A 20,516-nucleotide genomic window follows, 5' to 3' on the forward strand; every position below is an offset into this window, starting at 1 on the left:
CGCCGTCTCCTAGACGACGTCGGCCCGTGGTCCCGCGACGGGCGAGAGGTAAGCGCGTGAAGCGAACCCGGCATCGGCAAAGGCGCGTTGCATCGCCGGTGCCGCGATTCGCGCTTCGGCTTCGGACGCGAACCACGCGAACACGCTGGGACCTGCACCGGAGAGGCTCGAACCGAGCGCGCCGTTATCCATCGCAGCGGCTTTGACTTGCGAAAAGCCGGGGACCAGCGGCGCGCGGCGCGGCTCGACGAGCACGTCCTGCAAACCATCGCGAATCAGATCCACGTCGCCGCGTTCCAGGCCCAACAGGAACTGCGCGAGGCGCGCGCCGTGCGCAACGACGGTCGACAGCGGGAACGGATCGGCAAGCACTTCGCGGGACCGCTTCGTTTCCAATACCTGGTCCGGATGCACGACGACTGCGTGCAACCACGTCGGCGCGTGCAAGGGCATCAGTCGTGTCGCGGTCGCCAATGCAATCCCACCGATGAGCATCGGCCCGACATTGTCGCCCTGGTGGCTACGGCTGGACGCGTACTCGCCTTCCATCGCGAAGCGATACAGGCCCTCGCGTGTCAGCGGGGCATCGAGCAGCGCATTGGCCGCGATCAATGCGGCGACGCAGGAGGCCGCCGACCCACCGAGGCCGGCGCCGATCGGAATGCCCTTGTCGAGTTCGATTTCGAAACCGAACGGCAAGGCGAGGCCTTCATGCAGCGCACGCACGCCGCGCCCGGCGGTGTTGCGCTCGGTGTCGTGTGGAATCGCCGAGACATCCCCCGCGCCGCGCACGGCGACCACGCGCACTTCGCGCTCGTCGATCCGGCGCACGGTCGCACGGTCCGACAGGCCCGCGATCGCGTGGCCGAGCAAATCGAACCCGACGCCGATGTTGCCGACGCCCGCGGGTGCGCTCGCGGTGGCTTGGAGACGGTTGGTGGCCATGGGCGCGCGTGAAGACCGGAAGCGGCCATTATCGACGCCAAGGTGGCCCCGCGGGGCGCGGCGTGTTGGAATAGGCCCCGAAGCGGGGGTACCGGCACGCCGGTTGAGACACACCCTTCGAACCTGACGCGGTTGAAACCGCCGTAGGGAGCCTTCGTCGGACCCAGGGTCCGTCGCCCGCTTCGTCCCGTGAATCTCCCTTGGACGATGCCCATGAACGCTGTGCCTTCAGATCTCATCCGCGACGCGCAGGCGTTGTCCGAAGAAGTCGTTCGCCCCATCCCCGGCTCGCGCAAGATCTTCGTCGAGGGCTCGCGCGCCGACCTGCGCGTGCCGATGCGCGAGATCGCGCAGCAGCGCACGCCGACCTTGTTCGGTGGCGAAGACAACCCGCCGATCACCGTCTACGACACCTCGGGCCCCTACACCGATCCGGCCGCTGCCATCGATCTCGCCGCCGGCCTGCCTGCGCTGCGCGCGCGCTGGATCGAAGAACGCAACGACACCGAAACACTCGCCGGCCTGTCCTCCGAATTCGGCCGCACGCGCGAACACGATCCGCGCCTGGCCGCCGTGCGTTTTCCGGGCCGCATCCTGCCGCGTCGCGCGCGCAGTGGCGCCAACGTCACGCAGATGCATTACGCGCGCCGTGGGATCGTCACGCCGGAAATGGAGTTCGTCGCCATCCGCGAGAACCAGCGCCTCGACGCGATGCGCGACGCCGGGCTGCTCATGCAGCACAAGGGCCAGGCGTTCGGCGCGTCGATCCAGGCACGCATCACGCCGGAATTCGTGCGCGACGAAATCGCCCGCGGCCGCGCGATCCTGCCGAACAACATCAACCACCCCGAAAGCGAGCCGATGATCATCGGCCGCAACTTCCTCACCAAGATCAACGCGAACATCGGCAACAGCGCCGTGTCCTCGGGCATCGCCGAAGAAGTCGAGAAGCTCGTGTGGGCGATCCGCTGGGGCGGCGACACGGTCATGGACCTCTCCACCGGCAAACACATCCACGAGACGCGCGAGTGGATCGTGCGCAACTCGCCGGTGCCGATCGGCACGGTGCCGATCTACCAGGCACTGGAAAAAGTCGATGGCCGCGCCGAAGAACTCACGTGGGAAATCTTCCGCGACACGTTGATCGAACAGGCCGAGCAGGGCGTGGATTACTTCACGATCCATGCCGGCGTGTTGCTGCGCCACGTGCCGCTGACTGCGAAGCGCGTGACGGGCATCGTGTCGCGCGGCGGTTCGATCCTCGCCAAGTGGTGCCTCGCGCACCATCGCGAGAACTTCCTCTACACGCACTTCGAAGACATCTGCGAAATCATGAAGGCCTACGACGTCGCCTTCTCGCTGGGCGACGGCTTGCGCCCGGGCTGCATCGCCGATGCGAACGACGCCGCGCAATTCGGCGAGCTCGAGGCACTCGGCGAGCTGACCAAGATCGCGTGGAAGCACGACGTGCAGACGATGATCGAAGGCCCCGGCCACGTGCCGATGCAGTTGATCAAGGAAAACATGGACAAGCAGCTCGCCGAATGCGGCGAGGCGCCGTTCTACACGCTCGGCCCGCTGACCACCGACATCGCGCCGGGCTACGACCACATCACCAGCGCGATCGGCGCGGCGATGATCGGCTGGTTCGGCACGGCGATGCTCTGCTACGTCACGCCGAAGGAACACCTGGGCCTGCCCGATCGCGAGGACGTGCGCGACGGCATCATGGCGTACAAGATCGCGGCGCATGCGGCGGACCTGGCCAAGGGCCATCCCGGTGCGCAGGTGCGCGACAACGCCTTGTCGAAGGCGCGCTTCGAGTTTCGCTGGGAAGACCAGTTCCATCTCGGGCTGGATCCGGAAAAGGCGAAGGCCTTCCACGACGAAACCCTGCCGAAGGATGCGCACAAGCTCGCGCATTTCTGCTCGATGTGCGGCCCGCACTTCTGTTCGATGAAGATCACGCAGGACGTGCGCGACTACGCGGCCGAACATGGCGTGGATGAAGCGCAGGCCATCGAGGCAGGCATGGCGGAGAAGGCGGGAGAATTCCGCGCGCAAGGAGCGGAGGTCTACCGACCGGAATGACCCTTCGGGCAATACGCGGCGTTCACGCGAGCCGCTAAGATCGCCCGATGCACGTCGCCCTCCGTTGGTCGCTCTGGCGCATGCTCGCGCGCCGCCACCCGTCCGCCTTCCTCCTGGCGGCGCAGTTGCTCAGCCTGTTGCTGTATCCGCTGATGGACCAGTCCGCCGAGGGGCGCATGCTCTTCGGCGGCGTCGCGGTGGTGGTGGTGCCGCTGGCAGTGTGGACGGTGAGCCGCGGTCCCGCGCTCAACATCCTCGCGTGGATGCTTGCGGTGCCGTCGTTGCTGCTCACCGTCTGGGTGTGCTGGACCGACGACATGCGGCTGTTGCCGTTGGCTGCCGCCCTCGAAGCGCTGTTGTATTTCTATGCGGCCGCGGGGTTGATCGCGTATATGATGCGCGACGTTCGCGTGACCGCGGACGAACTGTTCGCGGCGGGCGCGACGTTCACGCTGATCGCGTGGGGATTCGCCTACGCGTACTTCGTCTGCCAGGCGTGGTATCCCGACAGCTTCACCGGCTTCGAACCCGAGCGCGAACGCACCTGGCTGGAGTTGCTGTTCTTCAGCGTCAGCAACCTGTCGGCGACGGGCCTGGGCGACGTGCTACCGGTGAATGCGCCTGCGCGCGTGCTGTCGATGTTGGAGCAGATCGCGGGCGTGGGGTACATCGCGACGGTGGTGTCGCGCTTGATCGGTTTGACGATCATCCAGCAGCGCCAAAAATGAAAAGGGGCGCCGGAGCGCCCCCTTGATCGCCGATCAGAAATTCGGCTTCTCTTCGCTTTCGTTGTAACGCGCGATCGAGTCGACAATGATCTGCTTTGCTTCGGCGGTGTCGCCCCAGCCGTCGAGCTTCACCCACTTGCCCTGTTCCAGGTCCTTGTAGTGCTCGAAGAAGTACGCGATGCGGTCGCGCCAATGCTGCGGGACGTCGTCCAGGCCTTCGATATGCGCGTAACCCGGGTACACCTTGGTGACCGGGACAGCGAGGATCTTTTCGTCGTTGCCGGCTTCGTCCTGCATCCGCAGCACGCCGACCGGCCTCACGCGGATGACTGAACCGGGGATCAGCTGCAGGGGCATCAACACGAGCACGTCCGCGGGATCGCCGTCGCCGCAGAGGGTGTGGGGCACGTAGCCGTAATTGCAGGGATAGCGCATCGGCGTGGACAGCACGCGATCGACGAAAATGGCACCGGAGGCCTTGTCGACCTCGTATTTCACCGGTTCGGCGTCCTTCGGGATCTCGATGATGACGTTGATTTCGTCCGGCGGGTTCTTGCCGGTGGGGACGAGGTCCAGGCCCATTGCGTGTTGCTCCGACGTGCTGGCGCGGCCCATGGGGGCCGGCGGGGGAAGTGAGGGCGCGGATTATAGGCGGGAACCTCCCGCCTTCCGGCGCATCGGATGGAAAAGGACGGGAGAAACCACATGGTTCCGCAGGATCACGGCCCCCTGGTCGATTTCGCGAAGCTCGACGACGCCACCCTGGTGGCGCTCGCGCGCGCCGGCCGGCGGGAAGCCTTCCGCCAGATCATGCAGCGCTGCAATCGGCGCCTGTTCCGCATCGCGCGGGGCGCGGTGCACGAGGATGCCGAAGCCGAGGACGTGGTACAGGCCGCCTACGTCTCGGCCTTCGAACACCTGGCCGATTTCCGCGGCGAGGCCTCGCTGGCGACCTGGCTCACCCGCATCGTCCTCAACGAAGCCAACGGCCGCTTGCGAGCGCGCAAGCCCACGGTCGAGTTCGACGCCATCGAAGCGCTGCAGCAAGGAGGGCGCGTGATTGCATTCCCGTCGCGTTTCGGAAGCGAAGACCCCGCCGCGAGCGCCGCGCGCAGCGAAATCCGTCGCCTGCTCGAACATGCGGTGGACGCGTTGCCCGAGCCGTTCCGCCTGGTGTTCGTGATGCGTGAGATCGAGGAGTGCAGCGTCGAGGACACCGCGGCGAGCCTGGGCCTCAAGCCTGAAACGGTGAAGACGCGCCTGCATCGCGCGCGCCGGATGCTGCGCACGGCGCTGCACGACCGCCTCGCCACGACGATGACCGATGCCTTCCCCTTCCTTGGCGCGCGTTGCGACCGCATGACCAACGGCGTGCTCGAGCGGATCGACGCGCGCCTGCGCGATTGATTCGACGCGGAAACAACGTATCGCCTGCTAGCGTCGGGTTCCCCACGCCGGAGTCCCCGCCATGCTGAAGTACGGTTTGCTCGCCAAACTCGAGGCAAAGCCCGGCATGGAACGCGAGGTGGCGACGCTGCTCGCCGGGGCGTTGCCGATCGCGCAGGGCGAACACGAAACGCGAACCTGGTATGCGTTCCGCTCCGGTCCGACCTCCTTCGGCATCTTCGATACCTTCGAGGACGAACACGGGCGCGAGGCGCACCTGCAGGGACAGATCGCGAAGGCGCTGATGGACAACGCGGATCGTCTGCTCGCCATGCCGCCGACGATCGACAAGATCGATTTGATGGCCGCGAAGAACTGACCGCAAAAACAAAACGGCGGCCCGAAGGCCGCCGTCCGTATCGCATGCCACATATCGCCGTCAGTTGAGCAACGGCACCATCAGCAACGCGACGATGTTGATGATCTTGATCAGCGGGTTGACGGCCGGGCCGGCAGTGTCCTTGTAGGGATCGCCGACGGTATCGCCGGTCACCGCGGCCTTGTGCGCCTCGGAGCCCTTGCCGCCGAAGTTGCCGTCCTCGATGTACTTCTTCGCGTTGTCCCACGCGCCGCCGCCGGTCGTCATCGAGATGGCGACGAACAGGCCGGTGACGATCGTGCCGATCAGCACGCCGCCCAACGCCTTCGGGCCGAGCAGCAGGCCGACCACGACGGGCACGGCGACGGGCAGCAACGAGGGCACGATCATTTCCTTGATCGCCGAACGCGTGAGCATGTCGACCGCCTTGTCGTACTGCGGCTTGCCCGTGCCCTGCATGATGCCGGGGATGTCGCGGAACTGGCGGCGCACTTCCTCCACCACCGCACCGGCCGCGCGGCCGACCGCTTCCATCGCCATCGCGCCGAACAGGTACGGGATCAGGCCACCGATCAGCAGGCCGATGATCACCTCGTGGTCGGACAGGTCGAAGCGATACGCCTCGAACGACACACCCGCCGCCGCGGCCTTGGCGGCACCGGCGATGTTGAGGTTGTGCGTGTAGTCGGCGAACAGCACGAGCGCGGCGAGCGCGGCCGAGCCGATCGCGTAACCCTTCGTCACCGCCTTGGTCGTGTTGCCGACCGCATCGAGCGGATCGGTCACGGCGCGCACTTCCGGAGGAAGTTCGGCCATCTCGGCGATGCCGCCCGCGTTGTCGGTGATCGGGCCATAGGCGTCGAGCGCGACGATCATGCCCGCCATCGACAGCATCGAGGTGGCGGCGATCGCGATGCCATACAGGCCACCGAAGTGGAAGGCGAGCCAGATCGCCAGGCACACCGCGACGACCGGCAGCGCGGTCGACTTCATCGACACGCCCAGGCCCGCGATGATGTTGGTGCCGTGGCCGGTGGTCGAGGCTTGCGCGACGTGCCGCACCGGCTTGAACTGCGTGCCGGTGTAGTACTCGGTAATCCACACGATCGCGCCGGTGAGCACCAGGCCGATGAGCGCGCAGTAATACAGGTTCAGCGAACCCTGCGCGAAGTCGCCCATCAGGTTCTGCGTGATCGGGTAGAACGCGATCGCCGCGAGCACCGCCGAGACGATGACGCCGCGATAGAGCGCGCCCATGATCGAACCGCCGGCCTTCACCTTGACGAAGAACGCGCCGATGATCGACGCGATGATCGACACGCCGCCGAGCACCAGCGGATACAGCACCGCGTGCGTCCCGGCTTCGGTGGCCATCAGGCCGCCGAGGAGCATCGTGGCGATGATGGTGACCGCGTAGGTTTCGAACAGGTCCGCCGCCATGCCCGCGCAGTCGCCCACGTTGTCGCCGACGTTGTCGGCGATGACCGCGGGGTTGCGCGGGTCGTCTTCGGGAATTCCCGCTTCGACCTTGCCCACCAGGTCGGCGCCGACGTCGGCGCCCTTGGTGAAGATGCCGCCGCCGAGGCGCGCGAAGATCGAAATCAGCGAAGCGCCGAACGCGAGGCCCACGAGCGCATGCAGCGCGCGTTCTTCCGGCAGGCCCATCTGCAGCAGGATCATGTAGTAACCGGCGACGCCGAGCAGGCCGAGGCCGACGACGAGCATCCCGGTGATCGCACCGCCGCGGAACGCGACGTCCATCGCCGGACCGATGCCGCTGCGCGCGGCTTCGGCGGTGCGCACGTTGGCGCGCACCGACACGTTCATGCCGATGTAGCCCGCCGCACCGGACAGCACCGCGCCGATCAGGAAGCCGATCGCCGTATGCCAACCGAGGAAGAAGCCGATGAGGACGAAGAGCACGACGCCCGCCATCGCGATCGTCATGTATTGCCGATTGAGGTAAGCGCGTGCGCCTTCCTGGATCGCGCCGGCGATCTCCTGCATGCGCTGGTTGCCGGCGGGGCGAGAGTTGATCCATGAAGCGGACCACAGTCCGTACAGGATGGCGACGACGGCGCAGGACAGCGCCAGGATCAAACCGTACTGCTCCAGCATGAACCCTCCCCGGGGCGACAATGGGATGACGGATGAACTCGATGGATTGTTGTTGCGCCGCGTCAAAAACAGTGGAACTTGGCGGCAACGGCCCGACTATCGCACAGCCGCGCGGCCGCGTGCCGTGAGCCGGTGTTCAGACCGCGCATGCCAGCCTGCCGCCCTTGAATCGCGCCCCCCGGAGACACGATGCGCTTCCCCCTACGCTCGCTGCTGCTGCTTGCCCTCGCGCCTTGCCTGGCGTGCGCGGCGCAGGACCCAAAACCCGAAATCACGCGCCAGGCATCGACGGCGCAGGCCGACGGGAAGGCGCACACGCTGCGCACGATTCCCGAAGCCTGCGCGCGCATCGAAGGCCAGTTCACTGGCCAGGCGGCGGACCCGTACAAGTTCACGCTGGCGCGCACCAGCGCCAACTGCCAGCCGCGTGCACGCCTGGTGGATGCGGCGAAGGTGAAGCCTTCGACGAAGGAAGGATGGATCTTCAACGACGTGATCCGCGTGCCGAGCGCGTCGTGCCCGTCGCAGGAAGCCGTCGTGCGCGTGTGGCGCAAACCGGCCGACGCCACGCCGCCGGACCTCGATGCGCAGGGGCGTTCGCGGATCTACCTGAAGGACGCGACGGACAAGGCGCGGGCCAAGGCGCCGTCTGTTCCGATGTTCGCGGTGGCCATGGCCGTTGAAGGAAAGGCCTGCGGCAAATGACCTTCTCCCCGCCAGCCTTGCTGGCGGGGAGCGTCGCTTCAATCCGTTGCCTTGTTCGCATTCCCCGCGCGCATGAACTTCTCCGCGCTCGATCGAATCAACTGCGCGGCACCGCCCCGCTTCCGGATCACCTGCACGTAGTACGTGCGACCGGCATCCAGGTCCATCGAGAACGGGCCGGTGTCGGCGGTCGCGTAAGCACGCGGACCCGGCGGCGGAGTGGACTTGAAGTACATGCCCGGTTCGATGTCGATCAGCGACATGCCACCGGCGGCGTCGCGCACGCCGATCGGATCGCCGGGCGAGGTCGCCGAGCGGAAGAACACCACCTGCGCCTTGCCGGCCGGCGCCTTGCCGATGTCCTGCTCGACCGCCGCGGCGTTGAGCTCGTGCGCGGCCTCATCGACCGCGGCCTGCCCCTGGTTTTCGATCTTGACCTTCTGCGCGAACGCCGGCAGCGCCGCCGCCGCAAATACCAGGACGGCGATGCATTTCAGGATGCGATGGGACATGGGCGGCTCCTTGCTCAACCTTGGGAAGAGGGGAGCCTAACCCCGCGCATTCATCGTGCAGTGTGAACGCCGTCGGTCACGCCCATCGCTTCAGCCTTCGAACCCGGGCAACTGCTTCTTCACCGCGACATTCTTCAGCACGACGTACTTCGGCAACCCGTCGCGCCCATACGGCGGGGGCGCTTCGCCGCGGATCAGCGGTTCGAGGTAGCGGCGCGCGGCGGTCGTGATCCCGTAACCATCCTTGCGCAGGAAATTGGCGGGCATCGTCTTTTCGTGGTTGGCGATGTCTTCCAGCTTCGCGGGCATGACCTTCCAGCGGTACGGATTTTCGGCCATGCGCTGGATCACGGGCATCATCGCGTTCATGCCCTTCAGCGCGTAGTCGACGGCGGCCTTTCCAACGGCCTGCGCCTGTTCGAGATCCGTCTTCGACGCGACATGGCGCGCCGAGCGCTGCAGGTAATCGGGCAGGGTCCAATGCACCTTGTAGCCGAGCGTGTCCTTCACGCGCGCGGCCAGGTGCGAGGCGACGCCACCGAGTTGCGTGTGGCCGAAGGCGTCCTTGCCGCCGCCGGCGTCGGCGACGAACGTGCCGTCGGCCGTGCGGATGCCTTCGCTCGCGACGACGACGCAATACCCCACGCGTTCGACCGTCTTCTTCACTTCGGCGAAGAATGCCGCTTCTTCGAACGGGCGCTCCGGGAACAGGATGATGTGCGGTGCATCGTTCGGGCCCTGTCCGGCCAGACCCGCGGCCGCTGCCAGCCAGCCCGCGTGGCGGCCCATCGCTTCGTACACGAAGACCTTGGTCGAGGTGTCGGCCATCGCGGCCACGTCGAGCGCGCATTCGCGGATCGAGACCGCGGTGTACTTGGCCGCCGAGCCGAAGCCCGGGCAGCAATCGGTGACCGCCAGGTCGTTGTCGATCGTCTTCGGCACGCCGATGCAGGTCAGCGGGTATCCGAATTCTTCGGCCAGGCGCGAGACCTTCAACGCGGTGTCGGCCGAATCGTTGCCGCCGTTGTAAAGGAACCACCGCACGTCGTGCGCCTTGAACACTTCGAGCAAGCGCGCGTAGCGCGCGCGGTCGGCCTCCAGCGATTTGAGCTTCACGCGGCACGAGCCGAACGCCCCGCCCGGCGTATGGGCGAGGGCGCGGATGGCCGACAACGGCTCCTTCGAGGTGTCGATCAGGTCCTCGCGCAATGCGCCGAGGATGCCGTTGCGCGCGGCCAGCACCTTCACCTTGCGGGCGCGGGCGGCCGTGATGACGGCCGACGCGGTGGCGTTGATGACGGCGGTGACGCCGCCCGACTGGGCGTACAGCAGGGTTCCGTTGGCCATGTGAGGTCGTGGGCCGGGGCCGGGTTGGGGTAAAGTGCCCGACGAAACGGCGGCATGCGTGGGAGTGGGCGGGCGAGTGTAGCGCCGCCCCCTGTCAACGCGTCGCGGCCGACATGGAATGGCTTTCTCGGGAGTCCTGGATGCGATTGGTCTTGTTGGGCGCGCCCGGTTCGGGCAAGGGCACGCAGGCGACCCGCCTGAAAGAGCACCTGCAGGTGCCGCATATTTCGACCGGCGACCTGTTGCGCGCGGAAGTCGCGGCCGGCAGTCCGCTCGGCCTGGAAGCGAAGGAAGTCATGGCGCGCGGCGAATTGGTGTCCGATGCGATCCTGCTCGGCATGCTCGAGGACCGCTTCTCGCGCCCCGACACGCGCAACGGTTTCATCCTCGACGGTTATCCGCGCAACCTGGCGCAGGCCGACGCGCTGGATGCGTTGCTCGGCCGCCTGAAGGCGCCGTTCGACTATGCGGTGCAGCTGGAATGCCCGACCGAATTGCTGGTCGAACGCATCGCCGGCCGCGCGAAGGCCGAAGGCCGCGCCGACGACAGCCCCGACGCGGTGCGCAAGCGCCTGGAGGTTTACACCGCCTCCACCGCGCCGGTGATCGATTACTACCGCCAGCACGGCCAACTCACCGTCGTCGACGGTGTCGGTTCGCTGGACGAGGTGTTCACCCGCATCCTCGAGGCGATCGCGCCGGTCAAGGAAGTGGGCTGAGCCCCGCACGGGAGTTGCATTGAAAGTCCACATCCTCGGCATCGCCGGTACGTTCATGGGCGGCGTCGCCGCGCTCGCGCGCGAGCTCGGGCATGAAGTCGAAGGCAGCGACCAGGCGGTCTATCCGCCGATGTCCACGCAGCTCGAACACCTCGGCATCGCACTGCGCCAGGGTTACGCGCCCGAACATATCTCGGGGGACTGCGACGAGATCATCGTCGGCAACGCGCTCTCGCGTGGCAATCCCGCGGTGGAAGCGGTGCTCGACGAAGGCCGGCGCTACATCTCCGGCGCGCAGTGGCTGAGCGAACGCGTGCTGCCGGGCCGCGAAACGCTCGCCGTCGCCGGCACGCACGGCAAGACGACCACGACCACCATCCTCACCTGGCTGCTCGAAAACGCGGGCCGCGCGCCGGGCTTCTTGATCGGCGGCGTGGCGGAGGATTTCGGCGTCTCCGCGCGCGTGGGCACGGGCCGCGAGTTCGTGGTCGAGGCCGACGAATACGACACGGCGTTCTTCGACAAACGCTCGAAGTTCGTGCACTACAGGCCGACGGTCGCGATCCTCAACAATCTCGAATTCGACCACGCCGACATCTTTCCCGATGTCGCGGCCATCCAGCGCCAATTCCACCATCTCGTGCGCACGGTGCCGCGCCGCGGGCGTTTGATCGTCAACGGCGAAGACAAGCACCTCACCGAAGTGCTGGAAATGGGCTGCTGGACGCCGGTGGAGACCTTCGGCCTGTTCGGCGATGCGTTCGACTGGAGCGCGAAGCTGCGCGCCGACGACGGCAGCCACTTCACCGTCGTGCATCGCGGCCGCGCGATCGGCGACGTGCATTGGCCCTTGCTCGGCCGGCACAACGTCATGAACGCGCTGGCCGCGCTCGCTGCAGTGAATGCAGTCGGTATCGACGTCTCGACGGTCCTCGCCTCGCTCGCGCGCTTTCGCAGCGTGAAGCGCCGGATGGAAGTGATCGGCGATGCGCGCGGGATCACCGTGTACGACGATTTCGCGCACCACCCCACCGCGATCGCGACCACGCTGGCCGGATTGCGGGCACGCGTCGGGGGTGCGCGCATCGTGGTGGCGATGGAGCCGCGGAGCAATTCGATGCGACTGGGCGCGCATGCCGATGCGCTCGCGCCTTCGCTGGATGGCGCGGACGTCGTCGTCTTCCTGCATCGGCCGGAACTGCAATGGGATGCCGGCAAGGTGGTCGCCGGCCTGAAGGGCGAGGGCGTGACCGCGCCCGACGTCGACACGCTGATCGCGGACCTGCGCACGCATGTGCGCGCGGGCGACCACGTGGTGTTCATGTCGAACGGGGGCTTCGACGGCGCGCCGCGGCGTTTCCTCGCCGCGCTCGCGGGTCATTGAGCCGCCGTCATGCCCACCTCGCCGACGCTCGGCCTGTTCCCGCTCCATAGCGTCCTGTTGCCGGGCGCGACGCTTTCGCTGCGCGTCTTCGAACGCCGCTACCTCGACCTGGTGCGCGAATGCACGCGCGAATCGCGCGGCTTCGGCGTGTGCCTGATCCTGATCGGCGATGAAGTCGGCGCGCCGGCGACGCCGGCGAAATTCGGCACCCAGGCGCGCATCGAGGATTTCACGACCGGCGACGACGGCCTGTTGCACCTGCGCATCCGCGGCGGCCGGCGCTTCCGCGTCGACACCACCCACGTGCGCGACAATGGCCTGCTGCTCGCGGATGTCGACTGGTGCGAATTCGATCCCGACGACGAGCTGCACCCCGAGCACGCGACGATGGGCCTGATCCTCGAACGCATCCTCGAACAGGTCGGCGGCGAATACGCCAACCCACCGGCGGCGCGCATGGACGAAGCCTCGTGGGTCGGCTGGCGCCTCGCCGAATTGCTGCCGCTGCAGGAATCGCAGCGCCAGGCGCTGTTGCAGATGGACGACCCGCACGCACGCCTGGATTGGATGCTGCGCTGGATCAGCTAGCGTTCGCGCACGCGCAACACGGGTAGCGCGCTGGCGGGATGCGGCCCGGAGTGTTGCGGCAAACCTGCGAGGTCTTGCACCAGTTCGGCGTGCGACGCGCCGCCATCGGCCACGGGGCGCCACAGGCCGAAATAACGGAGCGGCCGCGAATAATGCATCTGCTGCGTCGCGCCGATCCACAGCGGCGTCGCGCCCTGCAATTGTTCCGGCGCGAGCCACAGGCGCAGCACGAGCGCATCGTTCGGGCCGAGGGCGCGCCGCATCAGCAAGGCTTCGGGACGTCCATCGAGCGTCGCGGGCAGCACCGGTTGCTGCGCAGGCGTCTTGTCGTCGTCGAGCAGGCCGAGCGTCGCGATCCAGCCCGCCTGCGCTTGTACGCGCCAGCCGCGCGACTCGAGGCGTCGCTGCAATGCGCCTGCCGACCCGGCGTATTGGAGGTCCAGCGCCCAGCGGCGCAGCGGATCGCTCTCGGTGCGCTGCGCGGGCAGCTGCGTCCAGGCCGAGGACCACCAGGCATCGAGCGCAAGCGTGCGCGGCGGCGGCGCAGGCGCGTGTTCGGCGAGCGTCGCTTCGATGCTGCGCGGTGCGTGCCACAGCGCCGCGATCGCGAACACGCCGTAGAACCCGAGCGCGAGCGGCCGCATCCAGAACGAGCGCGCGACGTGCCGCCGATACGCGATTCCCAGCACCAACACCCACACGATGCCGAACAACATCCCGCCGATGACATCGCTGAGCCAATGCGCGCCGAGGTACAACTCGGAAAAGCCGAGCAGCGTGGTGATGGCGCCGCCGATCATGTACGGCCATTGGCGGTCGCGGCCCGGCAGTTCGCGCGCGATCAGCACGGCGAGGAAACCGAAGGTGATCGTCGCCATCGTGACTTCGACCGAAGGCACGCCGAACGCGGTGCCCTGCGCATCGCCCGGCAACAACCACGCCAGGCCCGAGGTCAACGCGAAGCCGAACGCGAGCGCCGCCACCCAGTGCGCCGCCGCGATCCATCGCCTGCGGAACAACAACCACAGCAACGCCGCGAGGGCCGCGGGGCCCAGCACGATCGCATCGCCGAGCGTGTCGAACGCCGCCATCATGCGATCGGCGAGCGGATTGCGCAGCGCAGCCATCGCGTCGCGCACGGTGTGGTCGAGCAGCAGCGGCCCGCCGCGCGCCCACAACAACGCGAGCAACGCACCCCACGCCCAGGCGATCGCGAACAGCCACACGGCGAGGATCAGCAGCGAGGCCGATTCGGGCCGGTTGGGATCGATCAGCGAACCGGCGTAACGCCCCAGGTGCGGATGCGCGCGCGTCCACTTCAATGCACGTGCGAGCAGGCGATCGGCGTGGCGCGAGAACCACCGCCACGTGTACAACACGACGGCCCAGACCAGCAGCAACGCCGCGATGAGTGCGAGGACCACGAGCGCCAGCCTGTCGGCGACCGCGGCCACGGCCTCGTACGACTTTCCGAAGATCCAGCCCGGGGCGAGATACGTCACGGCCCACAGGACTGCCGCGACCACGCTCATCGGCGCGTAGCGGCGCAAGGGCATGCGCAACATGCCCGCGATCGCCGGCACGAAGGGCCGCACCGCACCGACGAAGCGCGCGATCACGATGCCCTTGCTGCCGTGCCGGCGGAACACGCGTTCGCCACGATCGAGCAATTGCGGATAGCGGCGGAACAACCACAAACCGCGCATCTGCGCGCCGTAGCGATGGCCGATCCAGAAACTCAGCGCATCGCCCGCGAACGCGCCGGCGGAGGCGCACGTGATCGCATAGATCCCGTCGATATGCCCGAGGCCGACCATCGTGCCGACCGCGAACAACAGGGGGGAGGCCGGCACCACGATGCCGATGACCGCCAATGCGTCGCAGAAGGCGATCGCGAAGATCAACAACCCGGCCGCGCGCGGGTGCGCGGTGATCCAGGCGATGGTGGCCTCGAGCCAGTGGGTGGGCATGGGCCAATTATAGGGAGCAGAATGACGGTTCCAGAACGTAGCGGTGACGGACGATGCCAACGCTCGCAGGCAAGACACTCTTCATCACCGGTGCTTCGCGCGGAATCGGGCTTGCCATCGCGCGTCGCGCGGCGGCCGATGGCGCGAATGTCGCCATCGCCGCGAAGTCCACGGTGCCCAATCCGAAATTGCCGGGCACCATCCACGCCGCCGCGGCCGCAGTCGACGCGCTGGGCGGCAAGGGCCTGGCCCTGCGTTGCGACATCCGGGAAGAAGACCAGGTGCAGGCGGCCGTCGCCGCGACGGTTGCGGCCTTCGGCGGCATCGACATCCTCGTGAACAACGCGAGCGCGATCTGGTTGCGCGGCACGCTCGACACGCCGATGAAACGCTTCGACCTGATGCAGCAAGTCAACGCGCGCGGCAGCTTCCTGTGCGCGCAGGCCTGCCTGCCGCACCTGGTGAAGTCGGACAACCCGCACATCCTCACCCTTGCGCCGCCGCCGAGCCTGGATCCGAAATGGTGGGGCCCGCATACCGGCTACACGCTGGCGAAAATGGGCATGAGCTTCGTGACGATCGGCCTGGCCGCGGAGTTCGGGCCGCAGGGCGTCGCCGTGAACGCATTGTGGCCGCGCACGATCATCGGCACCGATGCGCTCAACATGATTCCCGGAATCGACATGGCGCGCTGCCGCAAGCCGGAAATCGTCGCCGATGCCGCGCATGCGGTGCTCGTGCGCGAGGCGCGCGGCTTCCACGGCCGCTTCCTGCTCGACGAAGACGTGTTGCGCGAAGCCGGCGTCACCGAGTTCTCGCCCTACGCCGTCGATCCTTCCCAGACGCCGCTGCCGGACTTGTTCCTGTGAAATACCTGCACACGATGATCCGCGTCCACGACCTCGACGCGACGCTGCGTTTCTTCGTCGATGGCCTTGGCTTGCGCGAAACGCGCCGCATGGAGAACGAGGCGGGCAAGTACACGCTCGTGTTCCTCGCCGCCGACGAAACACCGAATGCGGAAATCGAGCTGACCTACAACTGGGGCTCGGACGAGGATTACGGGAGTGCACGCAACTTCGGGCACCTCGCATTTCGCGTGCCCGACATCTACGCGACATGCGAACGGTTGCAGTCGATGGGCTACACGATCCATCGCCCGCCGCGCGATGGACACATGGCGTTCGTGAAATCGCCGGACAAGGTGTCGATCGAGTTGCTGCAGGAGGGGCATCTGCCGCCGACCGAACCGTGGGTGTCGATGCCCAACACCGGTTCCTGGTGAGTCAGTCCAGGCCGTAATCGCGCAGGATGCCGGCGATTTCGCCGGGTGCATGGACTTGTTCGGCCTGCAGGCCGGCGCTGCGTGCGCCCTGCACGTTGGCGAAATTATCGTCGAGGAACAGGGTGCGTCCCGGCGCATGGCCGAGTGTTTCGACGACGCGGAGGAAGGCGATCGGCGCCGGCTTCGCCACGCCCAGGACGTTGCTGCAGAAGATGCGGTCGCGCGGGAGGACGTCGGTCAGCTGCGCCGGCAGCGAATCCAGGACGAGCGGGCCGTTGTTCGTGAGGACGGCGACATCGGCGTGGCCGGCGAGTGCAGCGATGCGCGCGCACGTGGTCGGCAGGCATTGCATGGATGCGCTGCGGGCGGCGAGCCATTGCGGGCGTTCGATCGTGCAACCCAACGCTGCGGACAACGCGGAGAAGTAGGCGTCGTCGTCGATCAGGCCGGCGTCGTATCGCGGCTCGATGCCGGTGTCGAACAGCGCGGAGAACACGGCGTCGGGCGCCCGGCCGATCGCGGCGCCGAGCGTTTCGACGCGGATCTGGTGCGAGTAGGACACGAGCACGCCGTCGAGGTCGAACAGCACCAGCGACGGCGGCGTGGCGATCACAAGGTCCTGAATGCGGCGCGCGCGGCGTCGATGGTCGCGGCGATGGCGGCCTCGTCGTGTGCGCTGGACATGAAGCCGGCTTCGAACGCAGAGGGCGCAAGGTAGATGCCGCGTTCGAGCATCGCGTGGAAGAAGCGGTTGAACGCCGCGGTGTCGCAGGCGATGGCCTGCGCGTAGGTGTCGACCTTTTCGGCGCTGAAGAACAGGCCGAACATCGCGCCGACGCGTTGCGTCGTGAACGGCACGCCGGCTTCGCGCGCGGCGTTTTCCAAGCCGTCGCACAACGCATGCGTCTTCGCTTCCAGCGCATCGTGGAAGCCCGGCGCCTGGATCAGTTCCAGCATCTTCAGGCCCGCGGCCATCGCGACCGGATTGCCGCTCAGCGTGCCGGCCTGGTAGATCGGGCCCGACGGCGCGATCTGCCGCATCAGGTCCGCGCGGCCACCATAGGCGCCGACGGGCATGCCGCCGCCGATGATCTTGCCGAAGGTGCTCAGGTCCGGCGCCACGCCATAGCGCTGCTGCGCGCCACCGAGCGCGACGCGGAAACCCGTCATCACTTCGTCGAAGATGAGCAGTGCCCCGTGGCGCGTGCACAACGCGCGCAGGTGCTCCAGGTAGCCTTCGCGCGGCGGAAGGCAGTTCGCATTGCCGACGACCGGTTCGATGATCAGGCCCGCGATGTCGTCGCCGGTTTCGTCGAACAACGCAGTCGCCGCGTCGAAATCGTTGTACGGCAGCGTGAGCGTCAGGTCGGCCAGTGCCTTGGGAACGCCCGGCGAGGTCGGCACGCCGAAGGTGAGCGCGCCGCTGCCGGCCTTCACGAGGAAGCTGTCGCCGTGGCCGTGGTAGCAGCCTTCGAATTTCACGATGCGCGCGCGGCCGGTGGCGCCGCGTGCCAGGCGGATCGCGGAGAGCGTCGCTTCAGTGCCGGAATTCACCATGCGCACCATTTCGCAGCTCGGCACGAGGCGCGAGATGGCTTGCGCCATCGTGACTTCCAGCGGATTCGGCGTGCCGAAGCTCAGGCCGTTGCGCGCGGTTTCGATCACGGCCGCGAGGACGTCGGGATGGTTGTGGCCGACGATCATCGGGCCCCAGGAACCGACGTAATCGATGTAGCGGTTGCCGTCGACGTCTTCCAGGTATGCGCCTTTCGCGCTCTGCACGAAGAACGGTTCGCCGCCCACTGACTTGAACGCGCGCACGGGGGAATTCACGCCGCCGGGCATCAGTTGCTGCGCACGGGCGAACAGTTCTTGCGATCGGCGGGTGTCCATCAGGGCCTCGAAGCGGTGAAGAGCGACCGGAATTCGTGCGCGGCGGCGACGGGGTCGGGCGCATCGAACACGCCGCCGACCACCGCCAGCAGGTCTGCGCCCGCGGCCAGCAGGGGAGGCGCATTGTCGGGGGTGATGCCGCCGATCGCCACCATCGGCAAGCCAAGCGCACCCGCGGACGCAAGGAGCGCGGGCGTCGCGCGGCGCGCATTGGGTTTGGTCGAGGACGGGAAGAAGGCACCGAACGCGATGTAGTCGGCATCGGCCTCGGCCGCCGCATGCGCGCGCTGCAGGTCGTCGTAGCAGGAGACGCCGATGATCGCGGCCTGGCCGAGGATCGCGCGCGCAGCAGCGACGGTGCCGTCGTGTTCGCCGAGGTGCACGCCGCTGGCCTTCACCTTGGCGGCGAGGCGTGCGTCATCGTTCACGATGAACGGGACGCCCGCCGCGCGGCACAACGGCGCGAGCGCGGCGGCCTGCACGCCGCGCAACGCCGGATCGGCCGTCTTGTTGCGATATTGCAGGAGTTCGGCAAAAGGCAGCAGCGGCTTCACGCGCGCCACGAGGCGTTCGGTGTCCGCCTCGTCGGGCGTGATCAGGTACAGGCCGGCTTGCATGCGGTTTCCCTGGCGTGCGCTTCCGAAGCCGGCTCGTCGGTGGGACAATGGCGGCTTCTACAGAACAGCATTCTACGGACTCCGATGACCGACGCCGTCGCCACCGCCTACCGCACCTGGATGTGCGTCGTCTGCGGCTTCATCTACGACGAAGCGAAGGGGCTGCCCGAAGAAGGCATCGCGCCGGGCACGCGTTGGGAAGACGTGCCCGATACGTGGACGTGCCCGGATTGCGGCGTCACGAAGGACGACTTCGAAATGATGGTGGTTTGACGCGCCGCGCGCGTCAGTTCATCCGCATCTGACCGCTGCTGAGTTCGACCAGCCGTTCGCGCAGCGGGCCGGCATCCTGCGCCTCGGGATTCAGTTGCAGGTAGCGCGCGAGATCCGTGCGTGCGCCCTGGCGATACCCCATCTTCATGTACGCCAGGCCGCGGTCGCGCAAGGCGTCGGCGTTGTCGGCCACCAGGCGCAGGATGCGGTCGGCGCTGCGCGCGGCGCGTTCCCAGTCGTCGCGTTCGGCGTACACACCGTGCAGGTTGCGCAGCACGCGCATCAGGATCGCGCGGTGCGTCGCGGGGTTGAGGATCTGGAACAATGCGCGGTCGTCCGGCGCTTCGCCATTGAGGTGCGGGCGTGCGCGCTGGCGCAGTTCGTCTTCATCGAGCGGGCGGCCGCGGTTGAACGGATCCATGACCAGCACGCCATCGTCGACCGGCAGCCGGACGAGGAAATGCCCGGGGAACGACACACCGTCCAGCGGTATGCCCAGTCGTCGCGCGACTTCGATCTGCACGAGCGCGAGCGAAATCGGATTGCCCAGGCGCCGTTCGAAAACTTCGTTGAGATAGCTGTTGCGCGGGTCGTAGTAGTGCTCGCTGTCGCCGGCGTATCCGACTTCCTCGAACAGATGGCGGTTGATCGCCGCCATCTTCTGCGGCCAGGGCTCGACCGACTCCACCTGTGCGCGCAGGTGGTCGACGTGAGCCTGCAGTTGCGCGTCGCAATGGTCCGCGTCGAGGTGCGGATATTCGTCGCGGGCGATCAGCAGCGCGGTGCCCAGCAGCGGGAGCGTGCGATCGTCGGAACCGGCGAGGTCGTTCCAGTCGGGCAGCGGGAAGCGGTCGTGCATGTCGCAAGCCTGCAACTGCGTTGCGTTCGTTGCAAGTCCGCGCGGGTCAGGGTTGTGCGACGCCCGGCCCGAATTTCAATTCCGAGCCTGTTTCCAGCTTGAGTTTCGCCGCTTCGCCGGCGTTGAGCTCCAGCACGTAGCGCGCCGGCGCGGCGCTCGGATACGGCGGGCACTGGTCGCCGAGCGAACACGGCGGTACGTCACGCTGCATCGACACGAGCTTGTGCGCGTCGTCGAAGTAGAGGATGTCGAGCGGGATGCGCGTGTTCTTCATCCAGTACGCCTGCGGCGCCTGCACTTCATGGATGAAGAGCATGCCGTGGTCGGCGTCCATCGCGTCGCGGAACATCAGGCCGCGCGCGCGCTCGGCGTCGTCGTCGGCAATCTCGATGTTGTAGCGCTTGCCGTTGAGTTCGACCCATGGCCCGGATGCGCTGGCGCAACCGGCAAGCAGCAGGAGCGAAGCGGACAGCAGGGCGGCTCGGCGCAGATGGGGGCGCATCGTTGGGTCTCCTTCAGGGGCGCTGAACATCGGTGAGGGCCGGCGCTCGCGTCAAGAGGGCGGCGGCCCTGCGCATTTGAACGAATTTTATGCAGACCCCCTTCCCAAGCTCTGCAGCCTTATGCACAATGCGCGCCCCTTCGACGGGTGCCTGTTCAACGGCCCCGGCGGACCGAAAAAAACCCCGTCACGGGGTGTTGACGGAATCCGGGAGG

Annotated in this window: 22 protein-coding genes and 1 riboswitch; of the genes, 11 read left to right on the plus strand and 11 right to left on the minus strand. The window is 67.3% G+C overall.

Translation table 11 applies throughout. The features are described from left to right. Positions 1 to 9: 9 nt before the first annotated feature. Complete coding sequence (locus ACXJJ8_RS13580; RefSeq protein ID WP_499031027.1) at positions 10 to 945, minus strand: homoserine kinase; 936 nt, start codon at positions 943 to 945, stop codon at positions 10 to 12. Between the two features lie 74 nt (positions 946 to 1,019). Then, a riboswitch (TPP riboswitch) is annotated at positions 1,020 to 1,112 on the plus strand. 46 nt (positions 1,113 to 1,158) lie between these two features. Between ACXJJ8_RS13580 and thiC the strand changes: the two genes are divergently transcribed. Both thiC and ACXJJ8_RS13590 read left to right on the plus strand, forming a co-directional pair. Further along, positions 1,159 to 3,036 carry a phosphomethylpyrimidine synthase ThiC gene (gene thiC, locus ACXJJ8_RS13585; RefSeq protein ID WP_499031029.1) on the plus strand — a complete coding sequence of 626 codons (1,878 nt, stop codon included), beginning with the start codon at positions 1,159 to 1,161 and terminating at the stop codon, positions 3,034 to 3,036. Between the two features lie 47 nt (positions 3,037 to 3,083). Next, positions 3,084 to 3,764, plus strand: coding sequence for an ion channel (locus tag ACXJJ8_RS13590; protein ID WP_499031031.1), 681 nt, complete (start codon positions 3,084 to 3,086; stop codon positions 3,762 to 3,764). Positions 3,765 to 3,797: 33 nt separating this feature from the next. Here ACXJJ8_RS13590 and ppa read toward each other — a convergent pair whose 3' ends face one another. Then, positions 3,798 to 4,346 (minus strand): inorganic diphosphatase, encoded by a 549-nt coding sequence (ppa, locus tag ACXJJ8_RS13595; RefSeq protein WP_499031033.1) that lies wholly within the window; start codon positions 4,344 to 4,346, stop codon positions 3,798 to 3,800. Positions 4,347 to 4,469: 123 nt separating this feature from the next. Between ppa and ACXJJ8_RS13600 the strand changes: the two genes are divergently transcribed. Further along, positions 4,470 to 5,171, plus strand: coding sequence for an RNA polymerase sigma factor (locus tag ACXJJ8_RS13600; protein WP_499031036.1), 702 nt, complete (start codon positions 4,470 to 4,472; stop codon positions 5,169 to 5,171). A gap of 61 nt (positions 5,172 to 5,232) precedes the next feature. After that, complete coding sequence (locus ACXJJ8_RS13605; RefSeq protein WP_499031038.1) at positions 5,233 to 5,529, plus strand: putative quinol monooxygenase; 297 nt, start codon at positions 5,233 to 5,235, stop codon at positions 5,527 to 5,529. Between the two features lie 60 nt (positions 5,530 to 5,589). Here the strand turns inward: ACXJJ8_RS13605 and ACXJJ8_RS13610 are convergent, their stop codons facing one another. After that, positions 5,590 to 7,647: a sodium-translocating pyrophosphatase gene (locus tag ACXJJ8_RS13610; protein WP_499031039.1), complete on the minus strand. Its 2,058-nt coding sequence runs from the start codon at positions 7,645 to 7,647 to the stop codon at positions 5,590 to 5,592. 189 nt (positions 7,648 to 7,836) lie between these two features. Between ACXJJ8_RS13610 and ACXJJ8_RS13615 the strand changes: the two genes are divergently transcribed. Beyond that, positions 7,837 to 8,352, plus strand: coding sequence for a hypothetical protein (locus ACXJJ8_RS13615; protein ID WP_499031042.1), 516 nt, complete (start codon positions 7,837 to 7,839; stop codon positions 8,350 to 8,352). 38 nt (positions 8,353 to 8,390) lie between these two features. Here the strand turns inward: ACXJJ8_RS13615 and ACXJJ8_RS13620 are convergent, their stop codons facing one another. Next, positions 8,391 to 8,864, minus strand: a complete 474-nt coding sequence (locus ACXJJ8_RS13620) for a hypothetical protein (RefSeq protein WP_499031113.1) — start codon at positions 8,862 to 8,864, stop codon at positions 8,391 to 8,393. Positions 8,865 to 8,954: 90 nt separating this feature from the next. After that, positions 8,955 to 10,211 (minus strand): 6-phosphofructokinase, encoded by a 1,257-nt coding sequence (locus ACXJJ8_RS13625; protein WP_499031044.1) that lies wholly within the window; start codon positions 10,209 to 10,211, stop codon positions 8,955 to 8,957. 140 nt (positions 10,212 to 10,351) lie between these two features. Between ACXJJ8_RS13625 and ACXJJ8_RS13630 the strand changes: the two genes are divergently transcribed. The 3 genes from ACXJJ8_RS13630 to ACXJJ8_RS13640 are packed head-to-tail and all read left to right on the plus strand — an operon-like array spanning position 10,352 to position 12,902. Continuing rightward, positions 10,352 to 10,930, plus strand: a complete 579-nt coding sequence (locus ACXJJ8_RS13630; RefSeq protein ID WP_499031047.1) for an adenylate kinase — start codon at positions 10,352 to 10,354, stop codon at positions 10,928 to 10,930. A 19-nt stretch (positions 10,931 to 10,949) separates the two neighbouring features. Then, positions 10,950 to 12,314, plus strand: a complete 1,365-nt coding sequence (gene mpl / locus ACXJJ8_RS13635; protein ID WP_499031049.1) for a UDP-N-acetylmuramate:L-alanyl-gamma-D-glutamyl-meso-diaminopimelate ligase — start codon at positions 10,950 to 10,952, stop codon at positions 12,312 to 12,314. Between the two features lie 9 nt (positions 12,315 to 12,323). Further along, positions 12,324 to 12,902 (plus strand): LON peptidase substrate-binding domain-containing protein, encoded by a 579-nt coding sequence (locus ACXJJ8_RS13640; protein ID WP_499031052.1) that lies wholly within the window; start codon positions 12,324 to 12,326, stop codon positions 12,900 to 12,902. Here the strand turns inward: ACXJJ8_RS13640 and ACXJJ8_RS13645 are convergent. After that, the gene (locus tag ACXJJ8_RS13645) at positions 12,899 to 14,872 is read right to left on the minus strand and encodes a bifunctional DedA family/phosphatase PAP2 family protein (protein WP_499031054.1); all 1,974 of its coding nucleotides are present in this window, start codon (positions 14,870 to 14,872) and stop codon (positions 12,899 to 12,901) included. The two genes, ACXJJ8_RS13640 and ACXJJ8_RS13645, sit on opposite strands and share 4 nt — an antisense overlap. A gap of 53 nt (positions 14,873 to 14,925) precedes the next feature. On the opposite strand from ACXJJ8_RS13645, the gene ACXJJ8_RS13650 reads away from it, so the two are divergent. After that, positions 14,926 to 15,741, plus strand: coding sequence for an SDR family oxidoreductase (locus tag ACXJJ8_RS13650; protein ID WP_499031056.1), 816 nt, complete (start codon positions 14,926 to 14,928; stop codon positions 15,739 to 15,741). Next, positions 15,738 to 16,157: a VOC family protein gene (locus tag ACXJJ8_RS13655; protein ID WP_499031058.1), complete on the plus strand. Its 420-nt coding sequence runs from the start codon at positions 15,738 to 15,740 to the stop codon at positions 16,155 to 16,157. The genes ACXJJ8_RS13650 and ACXJJ8_RS13655 overlap by 4 nt, the downstream gene beginning before the upstream one ends. Position 16,158: 1 nt before the next feature. On the opposite strand, the gene ACXJJ8_RS13660 is transcribed toward ACXJJ8_RS13655, so the two are convergent. From ACXJJ8_RS13660 to thiE, 3 genes are read right to left on the minus strand one after another with little or no spacing between them, the layout of a single operon-like run. Continuing rightward, complete coding sequence (locus ACXJJ8_RS13660) at positions 16,159 to 16,770, minus strand: HAD-IA family hydrolase (protein WP_499031060.1); 612 nt, start codon at positions 16,768 to 16,770, stop codon at positions 16,159 to 16,161. Continuing rightward, the gene (gene hemL, locus ACXJJ8_RS13665) at positions 16,767 to 18,050 is read right to left on the minus strand and encodes a glutamate-1-semialdehyde 2,1-aminomutase (protein ID WP_499031062.1); all 1,284 of its coding nucleotides are present in this window, start codon (positions 18,048 to 18,050) and stop codon (positions 16,767 to 16,769) included. The genes ACXJJ8_RS13660 and hemL overlap by 4 nt, the downstream gene beginning before the upstream one ends. Next, entirely contained in the window at positions 18,050 to 18,667 is a 618-nt protein-coding gene (gene thiE / locus ACXJJ8_RS13670; RefSeq protein WP_499031065.1) for a thiamine phosphate synthase, read from the minus strand. Before thiE ends, hemL begins: the two co-directional genes overlap by 1 nt. Before the next feature lie 84 nt (positions 18,668 to 18,751). On the opposite strand from thiE, the gene ACXJJ8_RS13675 reads away from it, so the two are divergent. Beyond that, positions 18,752 to 18,940 carry a rubredoxin gene (locus tag ACXJJ8_RS13675; protein ID WP_498962516.1) on the plus strand — a complete coding sequence of 63 codons (189 nt, stop codon included), beginning with the start codon at positions 18,752 to 18,754 and terminating at the stop codon, positions 18,938 to 18,940. A 13-nt stretch (positions 18,941 to 18,953) separates the two neighbouring features. Here ACXJJ8_RS13675 and ACXJJ8_RS13680 read toward each other — a convergent pair whose 3' ends face one another. Then, the gene (locus ACXJJ8_RS13680; RefSeq protein WP_499031068.1) at positions 18,954 to 19,799 is read right to left on the minus strand and encodes a SirB1 family protein; all 846 of its coding nucleotides are present in this window, start codon (positions 19,797 to 19,799) and stop codon (positions 18,954 to 18,956) included. A gap of 46 nt (positions 19,800 to 19,845) precedes the next feature. After that, the gene (locus ACXJJ8_RS13685) at positions 19,846 to 20,301 is read right to left on the minus strand and encodes a DUF192 domain-containing protein (RefSeq protein WP_499031070.1); all 456 of its coding nucleotides are present in this window, start codon (positions 20,299 to 20,301) and stop codon (positions 19,846 to 19,848) included. Positions 20,302 to 20,516: the final 215 nt, after the last annotated feature.

The organism is Lysobacter sp. P5_C4, assembly GCF_054049695.1.

What these genes read in the sequence shown, in the direction of transcription:
- ACXJJ8_RS13580 (WP_499031027.1), bottom strand. Translation starts at nt 945, where the DNA reads ATGGCCACCAACCGTCTCCAAGCCACCGCGAGCGCACCCGCGGGCGTC.
- thiC (WP_499031029.1), top strand. Translation starts at nt 1,159, where the DNA reads ATGAACGCTGTGCCTTCAGATCTCATCCGCGACGCGCAGGCGTTGTCC.
- ACXJJ8_RS13590 (WP_499031031.1), top strand. Translation starts at nt 3,084, where the DNA reads ATGCACGTCGCCCTCCGTTGGTCGCTCTGGCGCATGCTCGCGCGCCGC.
- ppa (WP_499031033.1), bottom strand. Translation starts at nt 4,346, where the DNA reads ATGGGCCTGGACCTCGTCCCCACCGGCAAGAACCCGCCGGACGAAATC.
- ACXJJ8_RS13600 (WP_499031036.1), top strand. Translation starts at nt 4,470, where the DNA reads ATGGTTCCGCAGGATCACGGCCCCCTGGTCGATTTCGCGAAGCTCGAC.
- ACXJJ8_RS13605 (WP_499031038.1), top strand. Translation starts at nt 5,233, where the DNA reads ATGCTGAAGTACGGTTTGCTCGCCAAACTCGAGGCAAAGCCCGGCATG.
- ACXJJ8_RS13610 (WP_499031039.1), bottom strand. Translation starts at nt 7,647, where the DNA reads ATGCTGGAGCAGTACGGTTTGATCCTGGCGCTGTCCTGCGCCGTCGTC.
- ACXJJ8_RS13615 (WP_499031042.1), top strand. Translation starts at nt 7,837, where the DNA reads ATGCGCTTCCCCCTACGCTCGCTGCTGCTGCTTGCCCTCGCGCCTTGC.
- ACXJJ8_RS13620 (WP_499031113.1), bottom strand. Translation starts at nt 8,864, where the DNA reads ATGTCCCATCGCATCCTGAAATGCATCGCCGTCCTGGTATTTGCGGCG.
- ACXJJ8_RS13625 (WP_499031044.1), bottom strand. Translation starts at nt 10,211, where the DNA reads ATGGCCAACGGAACCCTGCTGTACGCCCAGTCGGGCGGCGTCACCGCC.
- ACXJJ8_RS13630 (WP_499031047.1), top strand. Translation starts at nt 10,352, where the DNA reads ATGCGATTGGTCTTGTTGGGCGCGCCCGGTTCGGGCAAGGGCACGCAG.
- ACXJJ8_RS13640 (WP_499031052.1), top strand. Translation starts at nt 12,324, where the DNA reads ATGCCCACCTCGCCGACGCTCGGCCTGTTCCCGCTCCATAGCGTCCTG.
- ACXJJ8_RS13645 (WP_499031054.1), bottom strand. Translation starts at nt 14,872, where the DNA reads ATGCCCACCCACTGGCTCGAGGCCACCATCGCCTGGATCACCGCGCAC.
- ACXJJ8_RS13650 (WP_499031056.1), top strand. Translation starts at nt 14,926, where the DNA reads ATGCCAACGCTCGCAGGCAAGACACTCTTCATCACCGGTGCTTCGCGC.
- hemL (WP_499031062.1), bottom strand. Translation starts at nt 18,050, where the DNA reads ATGGACACCCGCCGATCGCAAGAACTGTTCGCCCGTGCGCAGCAACTG.
- thiE (WP_499031065.1), bottom strand. Translation starts at nt 18,667, where the DNA reads ATGCAAGCCGGCCTGTACCTGATCACGCCCGACGAGGCGGACACCGAA.
- ACXJJ8_RS13675 (WP_498962516.1), top strand. Translation starts at nt 18,752, where the DNA reads ATGACCGACGCCGTCGCCACCGCCTACCGCACCTGGATGTGCGTCGTC.
- ACXJJ8_RS13680 (WP_499031068.1), bottom strand. Translation starts at nt 19,799, where the DNA reads ATGCACGACCGCTTCCCGCTGCCCGACTGGAACGACCTCGCCGGTTCC.
- ACXJJ8_RS13685 (WP_499031070.1), bottom strand. Translation starts at nt 20,301, where the DNA reads ATGCGCCCCCATCTGCGCCGAGCCGCCCTGCTGTCCGCTTCGCTCCTG.